Source organism: Cupriavidus sp. 01L45, assembly GCF_056399885.1.
The window spans coordinates 177,404-193,358 of sequence record NZ_JBFTSG010000006.1 but is presented as its reverse complement, the minus strand read 5'-3'; the positions used below and the strand labels follow the sequence as shown (position 1 = coordinate 193,358).

The following is a 15,955-nucleotide window of genomic DNA, read 5'->3' as shown; positions in this document are numbered from 1 at the left end:
CAATCAGCGTTTCGTCAACAGGTTTTTTTACTTCAGTTCGCCGCGCCTTTCGCGCCGCCAACCACCCCTGCCAACCCCGCAACCCTTGTCCCGCCTGCTTTGCAGCGCGGTAGTTGTGTTGCGAGGGGGCGAATCTTAAGGGAGCCCCTCGGCCATGGCAAGCGTTTTCTGAAATGTTTTTCGCACGACCCATAAAGAGCCTCATAGTCAACAAATGGACGCGAGAAGCAAGCTGGCAACGGGACTGGTCAAGGGCCATACGGCCGAGGCAATATACAGCCACCATTGGAAGGCATCGAGGACGCGAGTCGGCGCACCATCCGCCACCGACTCTATATATAGGAGGAGATCCGCATGACCATCCGCATCGTGAGGCTGGGCTCGCCCAGGTTGCCCGACGAAGGGATCCGCATCGGGACCGTGCGCCGGCCACCGCGGGGCGTACCAAAGGCCGAATTCGCCACGCGGGACTTCTACGATGTGTGGTTCCCGAACCTGTCGCCGTCAGCCGAACTGGTCTCGGAAGCCCTTGCCATACAAGGCGAGGGGAACGAGAAGGCCTGGCGGGCATTCGAGCGTCAGTTCCGGGCAGAGATGGCCCGTCCCGATGCAAGCCGGACCCTGGACCTGCTGGCCGCCATGTCGCAGCAAACCAACTTTTCGCTTGGCTGCTATTGCGAGCACGAGGAACGCTGCCACCGCTCTATCTTGCGCGCCCTGTTGGCGACACGCGGAGCCGCCCTAGCTTAGGCCAGCCGAAGACGACAGTGAGCCGGTCACACCACCCTGTGGTCATTCGCGCACTGGCGGCGAAATAGCGCGCGCAGGCTGGGCCAGCGGATAGGAAGGAGTGGCGTGCAGTGGCGCACAGCATCGCGCTGCGCATAGTGCACCATCAGTTGTTCGCCAATCGACTGCCGGAAATAGGAGGGCGCCGGGTAGTTCATGCTCAATCCCTATTGTGGTTCGTCAGGATTGATAGTATACCAAATTTTGGTGCAGTGCGTCATACCAGGGCACGCGGCCGCCCCACAATGGGGCGGCCGCGCCGGCATGTATCCTGGTTTGGTCCTTTGAAATCAATAGCAGGCAGGCACCGCGCCCCGATAGAACGGACACGGCATCAAAAAGATGTTTTGTATACCAAATACCGTGTGGCCGTAGGCCATCCTCCGGAATTGACGGCCATCCCTTGTGCCCTTAGCCAGCACCCGCGATGCTGCCATCACGTTTGGCGGCACCGTCACGGCCGCTGGTTTCGCTGACGGCCATATCTTCGGCTGCCTTGGCAGCACTATATACATGGCGGGTCGCCAGCAGCGCCGCCAGGTCGGCATCGCCGGCGATGACTGCCTGCAGAATCTGGGCATGTTCCTCCCAGTTCTGCCTGGCGCGCGCCACATTCGCCGGCGCGAACAGCAGTCCCGTGCGCTCCCGCAGCGTACGCACCATATCCTGCAGCACGCTGTTGGCGGCGATATTGCCCAGCACTTCGTGGAAGTGGGAATTCAGTTCCACGAAGCGCTCCGAGCGGCCGCTGGCGGCAGCTTCAGTGCCCTGGCGCAGGACCTCGTTGAGTTCCGCAATCAGGGCCGGATCACGGCGCTGGGCTGCCAGCTTGGCGTTAAGTCCCTCCAGCGTGGCGCGCACTTCGACCATTTCCTTGGCAATATTCGGCGACAACGTMGCTACCGAGGCACCACGTCGCGGCTCGATGCGCACCAGGCCTTCCGCCGCCAGCGCGCGAAGCGCTTCCCGCACGGGAATGCGCGAAACGCCCAGCTCGGTGGAAAGCTTGTTCTCGACCAGGCGTTCACCCTGGCTATATTGCCCACCGAGGATGCGCTCGCGCAATGTATCGGTAACCAAGGCAAACAAAGGGGAATGCTGGGCGCCAAGGCTGGCGCCGGCGGAATCCGAACCAGGAAGAGCGTGTTCGGTACCAGGGGCGTCGGACATAGATTCTGGCTTGGGTCAGCAAGACACCGTCCTCGGCTAAAGCGCGCAGGCTGTCCGTCGCGGACGGTTGTCAAAGGGATCAAGGACGGCGGCACCATCCCGGAACGTTCACGGATAGGGCAGCCGCAGTGGCAATGTCCGCATTGTATACCGGCAGATCAAGGTTTTTGCGCAACGAAAAGCACCTGCGCCGTCATCGTCTCGCATGGCTTCGCCGCCAGCCCGTACTTCTGGCCCGGCAGGCTATGATGCGGTGGCCTCACTCCTCCCAAACCCCGCGTGTATTTTGCCGATGGCTCTGAACCTGGTCTGGCTCTCCTTCTTCCTGATTGCTTTCGTCGTTGCCTGCATCCGTCTGGCGGCAGGCGATACCGCTGTGTTCCCGGCGATGCTGGCGAGCCTGTTCGACAATGCGCGTACGGCTTTTGAGATTTCCCTTGGCCTTGCCGGCGTCATGAGCCTGTGGCTGGGCATGATGCGTATTGGAGAGCGTGCCGGCGTAGTCGACGTTTTCGCGCGGGCCGTCAACCCGTTGCTGCGCCATTTCTTCCCCGGCATCCCACAGGGTCACCCGGCTCAGGGCGCGATGATGATGAATGTGTCGGCCAATATGCTCGGACTGGACAATGCGGCGACACCGCTCGGCCTCAACGCCATGCGCGAGTTGCAATCGCTCAACCCGCGTCCGGACACGGCCAGTAACGCGCAGATCATGTTTATCGTGCTCAACACGGCCGGGTTGACGTTGATCCCTACCTCGGTAATCGCCATGCGGCAGGCGATCGCCGTCAAGCAGGGTCTTACCGGATTCAATGCGGCCGATATCTTCCTGCCCACTTTGCTGGCCACTTGCGTCTCTTGTGTGGCAGGGCTGCTGGCGGTGGCCTGGGCGCAACGGCTCAATCTGCTCAAGCCAGCTGTACTGGCCGCCTTCGGGCTGTTGGCAGTTGGTGTCGGCGGACTATTCCTCTGGCTGCGGCACGCGCCCCCGGAGCAGGTCAGCACCGCCACAGCGCTGGCCGGTAGCGGCTTCATCCTGACGCTGATCGTAGTGTTCCTGGCTTGCGGGGCGATAAGGGGCATCAATGTCTACGACGCATTCATCGACGGCGCCAAGGAGGGCTTTGGCGTGGCTGTGCAGATCATTCCTTACCTGATCGCGATCCTGGTGGCGATCGGGCTGTTCCGGGTGACTGGGTGCATGGACGTCCTGATGAAAGGCCTGACCGCCTCGTTTGCCTGGCTTGGCCTGGACACTGCCTTCGTGCCGGCCTTACCGGTTGGGCTGATGAAGATCCTGTCGGGCGCGGGCGCCCGCGGCCTGATGATCGATGTCATGACCACTTATGGCGTCGATTCATTCCAAGGCAAGCTTGCCGCCATCATCCAGGGTTCGACGGAAACCACCTTCTATGTGCTGGCGGTGTACTTTGGCAGCGTCAATATCCGCAACACCCGCCACGCACTGGCCTGCGCCTTGTTCGCTGACCTCATCGGACTATGTGCTGCCGTAGGCATTGCGTATCTGTTTTTCCGCTGAAATGGGAACAGTGCATAGCCATAAGGCCAATAACATATCGTCAAATACTCAACAAAAAGATGAGGAAACGGGCTCGGCGATGTATTAAGCCGCTACTTTGTTGCTCACAAGCAACATGTTTGTGAAGCCAGACACGCTTACCATCTGCACCGCTTGGTGCGTCGCAACAAATCGTATATAGTGGAATCTGTCTCCTCCACCACCTCGGTGGATTCCAGCCCGCGCACGAAACTGCGCGGGTTTTTTTTGCCCTCGATCTGCCGATGATCTTGGTCAGCCCTTGCTATAACGCGCCATCGCTTGGCCGGCGAGCGTTTTCGAAAGGCGCACCAAAGCAGTCCCGCACGCGCACCATGATGGGACCGAATTGCACCGGCACAACGTAAAACACGGATTCCGCAGCGCGATGTTGCGGCGCAGCATTTCATGCAGTAGAGTCGATCTGTCACTCACGCTTGGCGCGACGGATCCCCGCTTTCCGGCGCCCTCCCTTCCTACCAACATGCTTTCCGCGTTGCGCCCGCCCCGCCCCGATGCCTGGATGCTGCAAAGAGGCCTGGTCTACGCCTTCTCCTTTCTCGCGCTCGCCGGATTGGGATGGCTTACCGGGCAGGCGGGATATCTGTGGGCGGCAACAGCTTCGATCTGGACCTGCCTTGCCGACCGCCGCGGTACCGCGGCCGAGCGTCTGATCTCGCTTGGCTCCGTTGGGATCGGCGGCGCCGTTGCATGCGCCCTGGGGATGGCCGCAGCCGTGACGCCATGGACAGCGCTAGCCTTGGTGCTGATGGCAGGACTGGCTGCCGGCCTGGCCGAAACCAAGGGTGCCGTTCCCGCGCTGTCGGCCAAGCTGCTCTATGTGGTGCTGATCGCCTCCTGCCTGCAGCCAGCCGGAGACGCAGAACTGGCCGCGCGCGTCATTGCCGGCAGCCAGGAGTTCCTGCTCGGTGGCATATTCGCCTGCCTGGTCTGCCTGTTCCTGATTCCTTCAGAACGCGACAACCGACCGCGCAATGAGATCCTGGCGGTGTTCGACGCCTTGCTGCGCTTTGCCAACGCGCTGGCTGACGACAACCCCGTTGGCGATACGGCCGCCAGCAAGCGCGATATCCGCGAGCGCATCGAGGCGGCACACCTGGCTGTCAATGCGAGACGCAGCCTGCGGGATCCCCTTGGCCTGATGCACTATGCCTATGTGGTGAGCCTGGCCGATGCCATGTTTGCGCTGCTGATCGTTGCCGCCGAATTGCACAGCCGCAGGGACGATGCGAGCGAACCCGGCGATGGCAGCGTCGAGCGCCTGCCGCTCCCGCACCTGATGCGTTGCGTCGCCGATGTCCGGGAGCAAGTCTGCGAGGCACTGGCGCATCAGGCGCCAGACCTGCCATCGCTATGCGCGGCACTGGCGCGCGAATTGCGGCGCCTGCACGCGCCGCTGGCCAATGCCGGCGCTCCGCCACCGTACCAGGCCGCCCTGAGTGCATTGGCAGGGTATCCGGCGTTTGCCGAATGGCGCAACGAGTACCGCTGGCCGCGACGCGCCTACCGGCGAACGTGGCAACGCTGGCGGGCCACCCTTGCCGAGCATACTGCCCGCGACGCCCGCGTGGCCCGCCATGCGGTGCGGCTGGCGATGGCCGGCAGCCTGAGCCTGATGCCGGCGCAGTTCTGGAAGGTGGATCACGGTTACTGGGTTGCGGTCACTGTCATCATGGTGCTCAGCCCTCAACTGCAGACCACGCGCAGAATCTCATTCCAGCGTTTTGCTGGTTCCCTGGCGGGCGCACTGCTGGCCTGCGCCATCGGGATGGCCCACCCGTCGGCGCCGCTTGCGCTGGCGATCAGCGCAGCATTCCTGGCTGCGGCCTATACCAGTCGGCTGGCCGGCAGTCCGGGCGCCTTCGCCCTGGGCCTGACGCCGGCGGTGATCCTGTTCTCATGGGTGGGGGCGCCTGCGGCGGACAGCAGCCACTTTGCCGCCCTGCGCGGTATCGACACGGCGCTCGGCTGCCTCATCGCCCTGGCCAGCTACTACGTACTGGCGCCGCGCGCCGAATTGTCGCGGGTGTATCGCCATAGCCTCGATGCCCTCGTGGCGAACACTGTCTACTTGCGTGCGGCGTTTGCCGGTGCCGGCGCGTTTACAAACTCGCCCACCCGCTCGCCGGCTCCCACGCAAACCCGTCTGGAGACGTTGCGTGTGACGGCTGGACGCACCTCCAGCCGGGCCGATCACACCTTGCAGCAAGCCACAGCGGAGCTCACGCCGGAACTGACCTGGGAATATGCCAAATTGCATATGGCCTTGAGGCGCATGGCGGCACTGGCAGGACTGGTGCGAGCCGGGCTCGAAGCTGAAGCCGGCGCCAGCCTGCCCGAGCCGGCCACGCGGGCAATGCTGCAAGGCCTCGCGGCGCAGCTTTCAGAGCTGGCGGCACACCCCGGCGCCGGCGCGACGACCGTCGCGGCCGGCCCCATGCCCGACGCCACCGCCTCCCTCGACCGGTTCCTGATCGAACAGGCCGTGCTCGCCTCATCCCAGGCCAGCGCGGCGCACGCAGCCATGGCCGCAATACACCGGCTGGCAGGCGGCCAAAGCAAGCGCACTGATCAGCACTTGCCGCAACCGGGTTGATTGCGGTCAAGCTGCCGGCGCGGGCCTGCATCACGGATCGGCACGATCACCTAGAATGGTGTCATCCCTCAGTGACCGATGTGAGGCACGCCATGCCCGAAATTTCCTTTCCCCGCAGCGTTCCCACTTACTGTGCGGCCAGTCTGACGCTCTCCTGCCCCGCGACGGTGAACGGCAAGCCAACGCTCTATTCCATCACGGCCGAGGCGCTCGAAACACACTTTGGCGCGCGCTCCCCGCGCGAGGAAGATCTGGTGCGAGCGTTCACCAGCCACCGGCAGCGTATCGAGCGCATTGCCGAAGGGCTGTTCGAGCTAACCCAGGCACGTGAGATCCTGTTGCGCAGCGGGCATATCCGTTTCGCCGGCTGAGAACCCGAGGACTGGCAAGCAAAGCGCCCCGTTCCGGCTGCATGCCAGCCGGTCCCCGACCGGCCGCATCCATCTATCGCGCCTGGTCGTGCTCAGCCTTCCACCGCTTGGCCACGCACCAGCAGCACCGGCACGTTGGCCTGGCGAATGACCGACTCGGCCACGCTACCCAGGACCAGCCGGCGCACGCCGCGCCTGCCGTGGGTCCCAATCACGATCAGGTCAGCACCCCAGTTGCTGGCAGCCTCATTCACGGATCCGGCGATATCGCCGCCGACCGCCTGTTCGCTCACCAGGCGCGTCTCGTAACGCACGCCTTGCGCGGCGAGCCGCTGGGCCGCAGCCGCCAACGCGCGTTCGCCGCTCTCGGCCAAGGCATGCATTACCGGCGTCGGGTCGTAGTAGGCGACATCGAACATTAGCTGGCCGTTGTCCACGATATACAGGGCAAGCACCTCCGCGTCGCCGGCACCTGCGAGCCGGATTGCCTCGTTCAGGGCCAGGTCGGAAGTTGCGCTACCGTCCACAGCCACCACGATCTTCTTATATACCGCATTCGTCATTGCCATTTGCTCCAGGAACATCACGGATAGTGGCGAAAGCGCCATAGCGCTCCGCCGGAATGGATACTACTCTCCCAATGCGTCAGGTAGCTGGTACGGCACATTGTTGCCCGTACCCGGATCAGCGTCACTGGGAGGAAACCGGGCTCGCACCGGAGTCGACTATCACGAGATAGCGGCCCGGCCGCGCCACCGGCGTGCGGTCCGGCGCAAGAACCCAAAGTGAGTCACCGCGCTCGACCGCCGCCACGTAATCAGCATCGATCAGCCCGAAACGATCGATCAGGCGATTGAGTCCGGCAGGAATCCGCACGCATCCCTTGGACGCCGGACGACCGAGGCGGGACTCCAGCCGGTCGGGGTCGGTCGCGTGCATTTGCAGGCGCATCTGGCTCTCGCCACCCTTGCCCCAGCCGCGTTCGGCATCGACCCAGCCAAAGTCATAGACGCGCATCCCGCGCACGCCGTAGCCGCGGATCCCGTTCTCGTTGTAAGTACCCTCGGCCCGAAAATCCATGTTCTCCAGGCTGTGGTCGAACACACCGACGGGCGTGATGAAGTGATCGAATTCACCCGGCTTGCCTGTCGATGTGGATGTCGCGCCAACCCATCGCCAGGAGACGCCGTCGCCAGCTCGCGCGAACACCATGGCGGCCTGGACGCGGGGGTTGCGGTCGACCAGAACGACCCAGTCGCCGGCCCCGGCATCCAGCCCGTCGGCCTGGAGCGCGGATGCCAGCAGGCCGGCATACCGTGTGACGGTGGCGGCCGGCAAGTTGAGATGGCGCGGCACCTGCTGCGTGAACGCTTGCCGCACCGTGCCGAATTCGCTGTTGGCAGCAACCAGCGGCGCCTGGATTGAAAACAGCCCCAACAGCGCCAGCAGTGCGCACCGCTGGCGGAAAGCGAGGACGCCGGCCCTCCGGGGGCGAGTACATTGCATAGTTGCCTCCTTGCGCAAGGTCGCAGCCAGATACCGGGCCGGYGTTACCCGGAAATGCGCTGATCGAAGCGCTATGCTTGATGATTCACGTTTGTTCAGCCCGCTGCCTTGCTCAAGATCAAGATATCGGGTGAGCGCCGGGTGAGCGCCGTTAACGCCGCCGACGCTACCAGGCACCACGTGCATAGTGCCTCCTACTCTTATATAGACCGCTGCGGTGGCGACGATTTCCCGGCGCAACGCTCGATGTGTTGCACGCGGGACATGCCCTGAACCGCATCGGCAATGGAAGCGCAGCCAAGCGCACGCGGGTGGGGTGAGGCGCCCGGAACGATCCGGCAAGGCCCTTGCGTTTCATGCCAGAGTCTGGGCGCATCCATATACAATCACGGCCATGCAATACATCCATGTCGTCAACGGCGACGTAGCGGGCAACACGCTACGGCAAGCCCTCGCCCAGGCCGCCCGGCCCGACCCGGTCGTCGTGCTTCGCGACGACCTCGCCGTCGGTCCACTTGCCGACGTCGACAGCAGCGGACTCATCCGCTCCGGTTTCTGGCAGCGCGTGGCGCCCTATAGCGACATCGACTTCGCCGCAGAAATGCACCAGGCGCTCGACCAGTTGCACAAGTTGCGCAAGGATGAGCTGGAAGTCGCCATCTGGCATGGCCAGAGCGCATCCGACCAGCTGATGCTGCGCCGGGTGGTGTTCCATCTCTACCAGTCGCCGCAGCGCATCAATGAAGTGGCCATGGACCTGCGCGAACTGGAAGTACCAGCAAGCGGCAACCTGGCCGCTATCGGCATGTACCCCGCGGCCCGCCTGGCGCGGCGCTTCTCCACCATTGCGCCGGTCTCGGTACTGCGCCTGGGCCGCCTGGGCTACGAGTGGCAGCAGAACGTCAAGGAAAACGCCGACGTGCGCCTGTGGAAAGGCAATACGCTGGTGCCCGCGGCTTATCACACGGTCGATGAGGTGATCCTGGAGCGCGCCCCGCTGGAATGGGCGCCGGCCTCCCAAGTGGTGGGYGGCGTGATGGGCGCCATCGAAGGCCTTCTGGCCAGCGACTGGTTTGTGTTCTGGCGCTGCCGCGAACTGATCGGTGCCGGCCAGCTCGTGCTGCGCGGCAACGCCGAGTCGCTGCAGACGTGCGAGCTCCGCCGCAATCTGTCCGCCGGCGGCGATTAAGAAGAAGAAAAGCAAACGTCTCCATGGCCCGTACCAAGGCACCCGATTTCGAGGCGCAGCGCGAACAGATCCTGGAACTGGCCGCCGCCGCCTTTGCCGCCAGCAGCTACCCCAGCACCTCGATGGCCGATCTGGCCGCCGCCTGTGGCACTTCCAAGGCGCGGCTATATCACTATTACGAGAGCAAGGAAGCGATCCTGTTCGACCTGCTTGACCGCTACACACGCCGGCTTATGCTGATCGTGACCGAGGTCGAAGCCGAGGCCGAGCGCCAGGGGCGCAGCGAGCGGGAAAGCTTCGCCAACCTGATCCGGGCCTTCCTTGCCGAGTACGAAACCTCGCAAACCCGGCACGTCGCCCTGATCAACGACGTCAAGTTCCTCGCCGAAGAGCAGCGCGACCAGATCCTCAAGCGCGAGCGCGACGTGGTAGCCGCCTTCTCGCGGCAGTTGCGCAGGGCCTACCCGGAACGCGTCAACCGCGACAACCAGGCGGCGCTGACGATGACGGTGTTCGGCATGATCAACTGGACCTTCACCTGGCTCAAGCCTGGCGGCAAGCTGTCGTATGCGGAATTCGCCGAGATGGTGATCGACCTGCTCGCGGGCGGGCTGCCGGGCACCCACGCCACCGGAGCGTCGGCCAGGCAGATTGGAAGTGCCGCGTAAGGCATATCGATACAACGGGCGCCAGCGGGGCGCCCGTTGTATCAGGACCAGTCTTCCTCTTCCTTGCGGCGGCGCTGGTCGCGATCCTGCCGGAACATTTCCTCCAGTTCGTCGCGCGCCTGGCGCGCCAGCGATACGAGCTTTTTCTGGTCGGTGTAATGCGGGTAGAACCGATCGATCGCCGCGATATTGTGGCGCCGGAACCTGAGCGCGAGCGAGCGCGCATGAGTGGGATCGTAGCCCAGTCCCTCCAGCACGCGGCGTCCCAGCATCAGCGACCCCTCGAACAGTTCGCGCTCGAATAAATTCACCCCGCGGTCCTTTAGCTGGTAGACGTGCGACACATGACGCGCCCGCGCATAGATTTCCAGGTGCGGGAATCGCGCCCGCACACTGTCGATCAGCGCCAGGCTGTCCTCCATCCCGTCGATCGCCACCACCAGTATGCGCGCCCGCTCGGCGCCGGCGGATTCGAGCAGGTCCATGCGGGTGGCATCGCCGTAAAAGACCTTGAAATCGTACTGGCGCAGGAACTCGATCTGGTCGGGATCGTGGTCCAGCACGGTCACGCCGATTCCCTGTGCATAAAGCAACCGGCCGATGATCTGGCCAAAGCGGCCGAAGCCGGCGATCAGCACGGGGTTGTCCTGCGGCGAGATCACATCGTCCGGACGGCGCGCCAGGCGGGCCAGCCGGGGTGCCACAAGCCGGTCGTAGGCAAGCAGGAGCAGCGGCGTAGCCACCATCGACAGCGCCACGACCAGCACCAGCAGTGCCTCGGTGCGCGCCGGCAGCAGGCCCGCGCCTCCCGCCACCCCAAACACCACGAAGGCAAACTCACCGCCTTGCGAAATCAACAGCGCAAACAGCAGCCACTGGCCCCGCGCGATGCCGAAGCGCGGCGCCAGCAGGGCCAGTACCACCGTCTTGAGCAGCACGAAGCCAACCACCAGGGCAGCCACCTGACCCGGCGCCTGCATCAGCACGCCGAAGTCGATCGACATGCCGACCGCCATGAAGAACAGGCCCAGCAGCAAGCCCTTGAACGGCTCCAGGTCGGCCTCCAGCGCATGGCGATATTCCGAGTCCGCCAGCAGCACGCCGGCCAGGAAGGTGCCCAACGCCATGGACAATCCCACCGCGTCCATCATCAGGGCGATGCCGACCACCAGCAGCAGTGCGAAGGCGGTGAACATCTCACGCATATCGGTTCGCGCAATAAAACGCAGCGCCGGCCGCACCAGATAGCGCCCGCCCACCACCACGGTGCCGATCACGCCGACCGCCTTCGCCGCCCCGAGCCATCCCACCGCCCCCGACGTCCCGGCCACGCCGGCTTCGGCGCCCCCGGCCGCCAGCAGCGGCAACAGCGCGATCATCGGGATCGCGGCGATGTCCTGGAACAGCAGGATGCCGAAGCTGGCCGCACCCGCGGGCGTACCGAACAGGTTGCGCTCCGTCAGCGTGGCGAACGCTATCGCGGTGGACGACAACGCCAGCCCCAGGCCCGCCACCAGCGCCACCTGCCACGGCGCCCCGACAAGCGCCGCGACGCCGCCGACCAGGAGGGCGCAGGCGGCCATCTGGGCGCCGCCGTAGCCGAAGATGACGCGGCGCAACGCCCACAGCTTCTTGGGCTCCAGTTCCAGGCCGATCACGAACATCATCAGCACCACGCCGAACTCGGAGAAATGCAGGATGGATTCGACATTGGTGACTAGCCGCAGGGCCCACGGGCCGATCGCCACGCCCGCCAGCAGGTAGCCGAGCACCGCGCCAAGGCCGAACCGGCGCGCCACCGGCACGGCCACCACCGCGGCGATCAGGAAGACCACCAGCGCCACCAGGAAATCGTGTTGTTCCATGGCGCGCTCCTCAGCCTGCGGCAACGCGCGCGGCGCCGCCCAATACGCCGGACACCCGGCCGATGTGATCGGCCAGCGTCCGGGCATCGGCCTGGTTGGCGTCATGCAGGACCAGCGGCGCCAGCCAGTTCATGCCGCACAGCACGGCGGTCTGCTCCAGCGGCAGCATGTATTCCTCGATACTGTGGCCGTGCGCGCCATCGGGGCCATACGAGTCGGCATGTCCACCGGTGCTGGCCACCACCAGCAACGACTTGCCCCGCAACGCCGTCCCGCCGGGACCGTAGGCCCAGCCGCTCTCCAGGACTTCGTCCAGCCACAGCTTGAGCAAGGCCGGAACGCTGTACCACTGCACCGGGAACTGGAACACCAGCGTGCCGGCGCGCGCGAGCGCGCGCTGCTCCGCGACCACATCGATGTCGTAGTCGGTGTAACTGGAATAGAGATCGTGCACGGTGACGTCCGGCAAGCTTTCCAGCGCTGTCGCCAGTGGACGATTGACGCGAGACAGATGCGGCCGGGGATGCGCATAGATGACGAGAATCGGGGGCTCTGCCTTGGGGTCCACGAAAAATCCTGAAAAATGTAATGCAAAACGAGGGGCACCCGGCTAAAAATGCCGTGTGAATCACAAATCAATGCGCGCAACCCGGCGCTGGCACGCGGGTTCAAGGTGCAAAAGGCGGCCGGTGGCGGAACAGAAAGGAATGCGGCGTTGCAGCAAACCCACAACGCGATGCCGGAATCACCCCTTCGATATCGCCGCAACCCATTGATTTACATAGATTTATACGAAATTTACAAAATCGCACAAGCTTCTCTCGGGCCTAACCTTACGTCGAACTGACAATTCCACTACAATACTTTTTGCATCGCAGCAAGATAGTGTTTGCCCTTGGCTTTCGTGCCAAATGCCGAAAGTGCATGGATAAACACCCGCTGAGTGCTATTTTTATACCTGAATACGTCGCGAGGAAAACAAAGTGAATCCGCTCGAACTGAGCAAGGCCGTCGGGGCCGTATCCGACGAAGATCTCCGCCGTGCAGCCGCAGCCGCGCAGGCCTCGCAGCGCCCCACCACCCTGGTGCGCGAGCTGGCAGCGCATCACCGCTCGCGCCTGCTCAAGCATTTCCTCGCCCTGGGTGAGGAGGATCGCCTGCTCCGTTTTGGCCAGTCGGTTGGCGATCATGTGATCGAAGCCTATGTCGACAGCATCGATTTCGACCACGACACTGTCTTCGGCGTCTACGACGAACACCTGGAGCTGATCGGCGTGGGCCACTTCGCCAACCTGCGCGACAACGCCCAGGGCCGCGTGGCCGAGTTCGGCGTCTCCGTGTCGCAGAGTGCCCGTGGCCGCGGCATCGGCAGCTCACTGTTCGAGCGTGCCGCCATGCACGGCCGCAACAGCAACGTGCGCACCTTGTACATGCACTGCCTGTCGCGCAATGCCGCCATGATGCACATCGCCAAAAAGGCCGGCATGAAAGTGCAATACGCCTATGGCGAGGCCGACGCCTACCTCGAACTGCCGCCCGCCGATACGGTCAGCCGCCTGACCGAAGCGCTTGACGAGCAGGTAGCCGACCTCGACTACATGCTGCGCCGCAATCTTCGCGATGCACGCCGTTTCGGCCTGCGCTTCTGGCGCTCGATGGTGCCGCAAAAGCGTACCGCCTGAGGCGGCGCCAACCGGCCACGTTCAAATGGCGCGCCACCCGGCGCGCCATTTTCATTGGTGCCGGCGCCTGCGGCATGGATCAGCCGCCCGGTACCGGCAAGGCCGTGGTGTCCTTGATGCATTCGAGCGCGAAGCTCGAGCGCACGTCGATCACCGCCGGATGGGCCAGCAAATCGTCTTTCATGAAGCGCGCGAAGTGCTCCATGTCTTCTACATAGACCTTGAGCAGCAGATCCATCTCTCCCGTCATTGCATGACAGGCGGCCACCTCCGGCCAGATGGCGATGGAGGCGCGGAACAAGTCCAGCGGCGCCTTGCCCTTGGGCGCCCCGCCATGCTTCTCCAGCCGTACATTGATATAGGCCAGCAACCCCAGCCCGATCCTGCCGGGCTCCAGCAGCGCCGCATACTGGCGAATCACCCCAATCTCCTCCAGCCGGCGAATGCGCCGCAGGCAGGGGCTGGGCGACAGGTTCACGCGCTCGGCCACTTCCAGGTTGGTCAACCTCCCGTTGGTCTGCAGCACCTCCAGGATCTTCCTGTCGATCTTGTCCAGCTCCACCTTGCTCACGATATTGTTGCTCCGCAATATGTTTGTCGGCAATTTTTTTGCGCAAATTTAGCAAATCGTGCACAAGTACGCAATTTTTTGTGGATGGGTAGGCCGCCCCCCGGCTTCATCGCCCCGCGCGATCGCCTTCCGGGTGCAAGATGCTGCCTCCGCCTGCCACCGTGCACTGGAACCGGGCGCCCGGGGCCGGGCGGCATTGAACATTCAGGCCGCCAGGGGCAGCTGCGATCCGTTGATCCACCTGGCCGAACGTTGGGAAGGCAAGGATGGTGCCAACACGGGCTCGGCCAACCGCGCCGTGGCGCGCGTCATCCGCAAGCGCGAAAAGAAAAGGCGCGGCCAGTCCGGCCGCGCCTTTTCTTTTTCACACGGCGCGTCGCGCCGTGCGTCCTGCCTTAGCCGCCGCGGCTCGACGGTGCCGTCGGATTGGGCGGACTATTGCGGGGCATCTGCTGCATCCGCTGGTCGTGCATCTTCTTCATGCCGGCGCGGATCTCGTCCAGCGTCACCTTGCCGTCATGGTTGGTGTCCAACTGGTCGAAGTTCTTGGCCAGGCGAGGCATGCCAGCTTGCATTTCAGCCTTGGTCAGCGCGCCGTCACCATTCTTGTCGGCCGCCTTGAAGCGGGCCTCGAACTCAGCCTGCATCTCGGCCCGGCGCTGCTCCCAGTTCGCCTTGTGATAAGCCGCCAGTTCGTTCTTGTCGAGCTTGCCGTCGTGATTGGTGTCGATCTTGTTGAACAGCGCATCGGCTTCGGCCTTGGAAATCGCGCCGTCGCCATCGGTATCGATCGATTTGAGCCACATGCCGCCACCATGGCCCATATGGTGATGCATGCCGCCGTCCATTCCCGGTGCTGGCGCAGGTGTGGGCGCTGCCGGGGCCGCGGCGGTCTGGGCGAAAGCCGTGCCGCCGATCGCCAGGAACACCGCCGAAGCGGCCATGAAATTCCGGATCGAACGCGTCTTGAGATTGCCTTGCATGTCTTTGCTCCTTTTTCGTCTCAGTGGACTGGTAAGGATTAGAGCGCAGGGCAGGCCGGAAAGTTGGTCCATCTAATACGTTGTTACGCAGGTCACAGTTGGACGCCGCCCGTGTAAACCACTGAAAGTTGCGGTAAGTAAGTCAGCACGCCGCCGTTACAAGTCAGTCTTTAACGCTAGTTGATTCATTGCCGCCGCCCGGCTGGGATTGCTGCGGAGCAGCAACGGACGTGGCCGGCATCGGTGTCGAAAGCGGCGCGGCGGCGCCGGAGGGCAGCCCCGGCTGCGCCGGAACTGCCGGGCCACGCCTGACGATGGCAGGGACCGGCAGCGCAATCTCCTGGCGCACGCCGTTGCGCTCGATCACGACCGCGCGGTCGCGTACTTCCGTCAGCCGGATCTGCGGCGACAGCGCCGTGCCCGCGCGCACCGCCTTGGGAGGACCGCCATCGAGCGAGACGATGGCCGCGCCGGCACCGCTGCCGATATCGGCAACCACGCCGATTACCTGCACGTCGCGCACGCCGGACTGCGCGCTGCCGCCAAACAGCGTGCCGGCCGCGCCGGTCTCCACCGCCTCGGTCTGCGCCACGCGCGCCACGCGCGGCACGGAAATGGTCTTCATCGCGCTGAAGGTGAGCGCCCAGCGGGTCGCAAGAGCGCACAGCGCGACGAACAGCACGAGCCCGACCAGTCGCGGCAGCCAGAGGCCGAAGGGGTTAAAGCGAAGGGCGGGCCGCAGGGATAGTTGCACGGAGATAGGTAAACTGGGCGTGAAAGTACCAAGCCTACCAGAGCCGTATGACAGCTGTCTGCCCCACGCACGCCCGCTCCACAGCGGCACCGGGCGGCGGCCTGGTGCCAGCGGCTGCCGCCGCGGCCGTTTCGAGGTGGGTGAACATGCGAGCACTCGCTCACAAAGTCGTCATGTTCTGGCGGTTATACTGTTTGACTAACTGGATCGCCGCCACGCGCAAGAAGAAGAG

At 64.1% G+C, this 15,955-nt stretch carries 16 protein-coding genes; 7 read left to right on the top strand and 9 right to left on the bottom strand.

All coding sequences use genetic code 11. The features are described from left to right. Window positions 1–354 precede the first annotated feature (354 nt). A complete protein-coding gene (locus AC1DT6_RS06365) occupies window positions 355–750 on the top strand; it encodes a DUF488 domain-containing protein (protein ID WP_035862401.1) in 396 nt (131 codons plus the stop codon). A gap of 26 nt (window positions 751–776) precedes the next feature. Here AC1DT6_RS06365 and AC1DT6_RS06360 read toward each other — a convergent pair whose 3' ends face one another. Both AC1DT6_RS06360 and AC1DT6_RS06355 read right to left on the bottom strand, forming a co-directional pair. Then, window positions 777–947 (bottom strand): hypothetical protein, encoded by a 171-nt coding sequence (locus tag AC1DT6_RS06360; RefSeq protein WP_441635608.1) that lies wholly within the window; start codon window positions 945–947, stop codon window positions 777–779. A 253-nt stretch (window positions 948–1,200) separates the two neighbouring features. Further along, the gene (locus AC1DT6_RS06355) at window positions 1,201–1,959 is read right to left on the bottom strand and encodes a GntR family transcriptional regulator (protein ID WP_441635610.1); all 759 of its coding nucleotides are present in this window, start codon (window positions 1,957–1,959) and stop codon (window positions 1,201–1,203) included. A 292-nt stretch (window positions 1,960–2,251) separates the two neighbouring features. On the opposite strand from AC1DT6_RS06355, the gene AC1DT6_RS06350 reads away from it, so the two are divergent. The 3 genes from AC1DT6_RS06350 to AC1DT6_RS06340 all read left to right on the top strand — a co-directional run bounded on the left by AC1DT6_RS06350 (window position 2,252) and on the right by AC1DT6_RS06340 (window position 6,505). Beyond that, entirely contained in the window at window positions 2,252–3,499 is a 1,248-nt protein-coding gene (locus tag AC1DT6_RS06350) for a nucleoside recognition domain-containing protein (protein WP_441635612.1), read from the top strand. A gap of 541 nt (window positions 3,500–4,040) precedes the next feature. Next, the gene (locus AC1DT6_RS06345) at window positions 4,041–6,134 is read left to right on the top strand and encodes an FUSC family protein (protein ID WP_441635614.1); all 2,094 of its coding nucleotides are present in this window, start codon (window positions 4,041–4,043) and stop codon (window positions 6,132–6,134) included. Window positions 6,135–6,226: 92 nt separating this feature from the next. After that, window positions 6,227–6,505, top strand: coding sequence for a DUF1488 family protein (locus tag AC1DT6_RS06340; RefSeq protein ID WP_441635616.1), 279 nt, complete (start codon window positions 6,227–6,229; stop codon window positions 6,503–6,505). 92 nt (window positions 6,506–6,597) lie between these two features. On the opposite strand, the gene AC1DT6_RS06335 is transcribed toward AC1DT6_RS06340, so the two are convergent. Together AC1DT6_RS06335 and AC1DT6_RS06330 are read right to left on the bottom strand one after the other, a co-directional pair. Next, complete coding sequence (locus AC1DT6_RS06335) at window positions 6,598–7,068, bottom strand: universal stress protein (protein WP_441635618.1); 471 nt, start codon at window positions 7,066–7,068, stop codon at window positions 6,598–6,600. A gap of 127 nt (window positions 7,069–7,195) precedes the next feature. After that, window positions 7,196–8,197 (bottom strand): L,D-transpeptidase, encoded by a 1,002-nt coding sequence (locus AC1DT6_RS06330; protein WP_441635620.1) that lies wholly within the window; start codon window positions 8,195–8,197, stop codon window positions 7,196–7,198. A gap of 208 nt (window positions 8,198–8,405) precedes the next feature. On the opposite strand from AC1DT6_RS06330, the gene AC1DT6_RS06325 reads away from it, so the two are divergent. Together AC1DT6_RS06325 and AC1DT6_RS06320 are read left to right on the top strand one after the other, a co-directional pair. Further along, complete coding sequence (locus AC1DT6_RS06325; RefSeq protein WP_441635622.1) at window positions 8,406–9,200, top strand: DUF1835 domain-containing protein; 795 nt, start codon at window positions 8,406–8,408, stop codon at window positions 9,198–9,200. Between the two features lie 23 nt (window positions 9,201–9,223). Further along, window positions 9,224–9,868, top strand: coding sequence for a TetR/AcrR family transcriptional regulator (locus AC1DT6_RS06320; protein WP_441635624.1), 645 nt, complete (start codon window positions 9,224–9,226; stop codon window positions 9,866–9,868). Window positions 9,869–9,909: 41 nt separating this feature from the next. Here AC1DT6_RS06320 and kefC read toward each other — a convergent pair whose 3' ends face one another. Both kefC and kefF read right to left on the bottom strand, forming a co-directional pair. Next, on the bottom strand, window positions 9,910–11,733 hold the full coding sequence (gene kefC / locus AC1DT6_RS06315) for a glutathione-regulated potassium-efflux system protein KefC (protein WP_477102474.1): 1,824 nt from the start codon (window positions 11,731–11,733) through the stop codon (window positions 9,910–9,912). Window positions 11,734–11,743: 10 nt separating this feature from the next. Further along, complete coding sequence (gene kefF / locus AC1DT6_RS06310; RefSeq protein WP_441635628.1) at window positions 11,744–12,301, bottom strand: glutathione-regulated potassium-efflux system oxidoreductase KefF; 558 nt, start codon at window positions 12,299–12,301, stop codon at window positions 11,744–11,746. Window positions 12,302–12,716: 415 nt separating this feature from the next. Between kefF and AC1DT6_RS06305 the strand changes: the two genes are divergently transcribed. Continuing rightward, the gene (locus AC1DT6_RS06305; protein ID WP_441635630.1) at window positions 12,717–13,415 is read left to right on the top strand and encodes a GNAT family N-acetyltransferase; all 699 of its coding nucleotides are present in this window, start codon (window positions 12,717–12,719) and stop codon (window positions 13,413–13,415) included. A gap of 79 nt (window positions 13,416–13,494) precedes the next feature. On the opposite strand, the gene AC1DT6_RS06300 is transcribed toward AC1DT6_RS06305, so the two are convergent. The 3 genes from AC1DT6_RS06300 to AC1DT6_RS06290 form a co-directional block, all read right to left on the bottom strand. Next, on the bottom strand, window positions 13,495–13,986 hold the full coding sequence (locus AC1DT6_RS06300) for an Lrp/AsnC family transcriptional regulator (RefSeq protein WP_035862473.1): 492 nt from the start codon (window positions 13,984–13,986) through the stop codon (window positions 13,495–13,497). Between the two features lie 395 nt (window positions 13,987–14,381). After that, window positions 14,382–14,969: an EF-hand domain-containing protein gene (locus tag AC1DT6_RS06295; protein ID WP_441635633.1), complete on the bottom strand. Its 588-nt coding sequence runs from the start codon at window positions 14,967–14,969 to the stop codon at window positions 14,382–14,384. 163 nt (window positions 14,970–15,132) lie between these two features. Then, window positions 15,133–15,723: a hypothetical protein gene (locus AC1DT6_RS06290; protein ID WP_441635635.1), complete on the bottom strand. Its 591-nt coding sequence runs from the start codon at window positions 15,721–15,723 to the stop codon at window positions 15,133–15,135. Window positions 15,724–15,955 lie beyond the last annotated feature (232 nt).

Bases quoted from the DNA above. Each gene is read 5' to 3' on its own strand.
- AC1DT6_RS06365 (WP_035862401.1), top strand. From the start codon at position 355: ATGACCATCCGCATCGTGAGGCTGGGCTCGCCCAGGTTGCCCGACGAA.
- AC1DT6_RS06360 (WP_441635608.1), bottom strand. From the start codon at position 947: ATGAACTACCCGGCGCCCTCCTATTTCCGGCAGTCGATTGGCGAACAA.
- AC1DT6_RS06350 (WP_441635612.1), top strand. From the start codon at position 2,252: ATGGCTCTGAACCTGGTCTGGCTCTCCTTCTTCCTGATTGCTTTCGTC.
- AC1DT6_RS06345 (WP_441635614.1), top strand. From the start codon at position 4,041: ATGCTGCAAAGAGGCCTGGTCTACGCCTTCTCCTTTCTCGCGCTCGCC.
- AC1DT6_RS06340 (WP_441635616.1), top strand. From the start codon at position 6,227: ATGCCCGAAATTTCCTTTCCCCGCAGCGTTCCCACTTACTGTGCGGCC.
- AC1DT6_RS06335 (WP_441635618.1), bottom strand. From the start codon at position 7,068: ATGACGAATGCGGTATATAAGAAGATCGTGGTGGCTGTGGACGGTAGC.
- AC1DT6_RS06320 (WP_441635624.1), top strand. From the start codon at position 9,224: ATGGCCCGTACCAAGGCACCCGATTTCGAGGCGCAGCGCGAACAGATC.
- kefC (WP_477102474.1), bottom strand. From the start codon at position 11,733: ATGGAACAACACGATTTCCTGGTGGCGCTGGTGGTCTTCCTGATCGCC.
- AC1DT6_RS06295 (WP_441635633.1), bottom strand. From the start codon at position 14,969: ATGCAAGGCAATCTCAAGACGCGTTCGATCCGGAATTTCATGGCCGCT.